The 1,909-nt window shown below is 64.9% G+C and carries 1 protein-coding gene; it reads left to right on the top strand.

Going from position 1 to position 1,909, the window contains the following annotated elements:
• Positions 1-1,909: PIG-L family deacetylase (locus J0I64_RS20785; protein WP_291411880.1), on the top strand; the 1,909-nt coding region annotated here is incomplete at both ends.

Raw genomic sequence — 1,909 nt, 5'->3', positions numbered from 1 at the left:
CATGAACTGCTTCCTCGACGTGGGCGGTCAGCATGGTCACCACCGTGCGGCCAACGTCGCGACCTTCGTTGTCGCCGGCCTTTCCGGCAATGCCGAGGAATTCCCCGACCAGATCGCAGCCGGCCTCAAGGCCTGGACCGTGCCGAAGATCTACCAGCCGGCATGGGGTGGCGGCGGCGGCGTCTATGACGACGAAACTCCGCCCCCGCCGACGACGCTCGTGGTGCGTGCGCCCGTGCGCGACCCGATCTCCGGCGCTACCTTCCCGCAGATGGGTGAATGGTCCCGTTCCTGCCACCTGACGCAGGGCATGGGGCGCTGGCAGCCCAAGCCGCAGACCGAATGGCCGATCAACCTCTCCTGGGCCGGCAACGGCGAAGCAGGCAAGGAAGAGACCGACATTCGTGAAGGTCTTATCGCGACCGTCGGCCACATTGCCGAACTCGATGGCATGCCCTCCGCTGCTGCCGACGCACTGCGCAATGCGCAGGGCCTGATCGAAGAAGCCGTCGCCGACTATGGCGATCCGGTTGCCGTGGTGAAGAAGCTGGCCGAAATCGGCAAGGCCGTGGCGGAGGCCCGTGCAACCCTGCCGGCTGAGCTCGAAGACCAGGTGGCACACCGCCTCGATCGCAAGGCGCGCGAAATCGACCTGGCGCTGGCAACGGCCTCCGGCATGCAGATCCGTGCCTATACCGATGGCGCCGATCTCCATCCGGGCGAAGACATCGTGGTCAAGACCATGGTGGACGCACCCGACGCAGTGACCGTCGATGCCGTTGAAGTCGTTGCCCGCAAGGGTATCAGCGGGGCAACCACTGAAGATGGCGTCAAGGTGAGCATTGCGGGCGACGCGGCGCTGACCAACCCGCTGACCGAGCAGTTCGACCCGCTCGGCGGCAATGGCGATGCGTTCGTGCGCCTGACCGCGACGATTGCCGGCCACAAGGCGGTGCTCGACATCGACCTCGAAGACGCGCTGCGCGTGCTGCCGGAAGCTTCGCTTGAACTCAAGCCCGACGCTGTCGTGTTCAACACCGAGAGCGAAATCTCCCCGGTGGCTTTCACGGCCGTCGTTTCGGGCGGCACCACTGCCGATCTCGACTTTAACCTGCCCGAGGGCTGGCTGATGGCGGCCAAGGGTGAAACCGGCCTTGAAGCCGGCACGTTCGAGCTGACGCCGCCGGCCGAGCTGGGCACGGAACGCATTACGATCGCGCCCAAGCTCCTCGGCAAGGAAGCCTATGCCATCAACGTCTTCACCTATCCCCATATCGGGCGTTCGGTGGTTCCGACGGAAGTGGCTGTGCCGGTGCAGTCGGTTGGCGCCGTCATTCCGGAAGGCAAGATCGGCTATATCGGTGGTGGCAACGACAATGTCGCCATCTGGCTCAAGCGCCTCGGCGTCAATCTCAAGGAACTGAGCCCGGCCGACATGGAAGCGGGCGCCTATCGCGATCTTGATACCCTGGTCGTTGGTATCTTCTCGTTCGGCCGCCGCGCCGATCTCGTGGCCGCCCTGCCGGGCGTGCATGAATGGGTCAAGAAGGGCGGACACCTCGTGACGCTCTACCACCGTCCCTCGGACGGGTGGAACCCCGAGACCACGCCACTGGCCTTCCTCAAGATCGGCTCGCCCTCGATCCGCTATCGCGTGACCGATGCCAAGTCGGCGGTGGACGTGCTCGAGCCCGACCACCCGCTCCTGACCTATCCCAATACCATTACCCAGGAAGACTGGGACAATTGGGACAAGGAGCGCGGGCTCTACTTCGCTTCCGAATGGGACGAAGCCTATGTGCCGCTCCTGGCCATGGCTGATGCCGGCGAAGAGCCGCTCACGGGTTCGCTGCTTTCCGCCGAAATCGGCGAAGGCCGCCACACCCATACGAGCCTTGTGCTGCACCAC

It is taken from the genome of Devosia sp. (assembly GCF_017307565.1).
In the GTDB taxonomy this organism is placed as follows: Bacteria; Pseudomonadota; Alphaproteobacteria; order Rhizobiales; family Devosiaceae; genus Devosia.
This window is presented reverse-complemented; position numbering and strand designations above follow the sequence as displayed.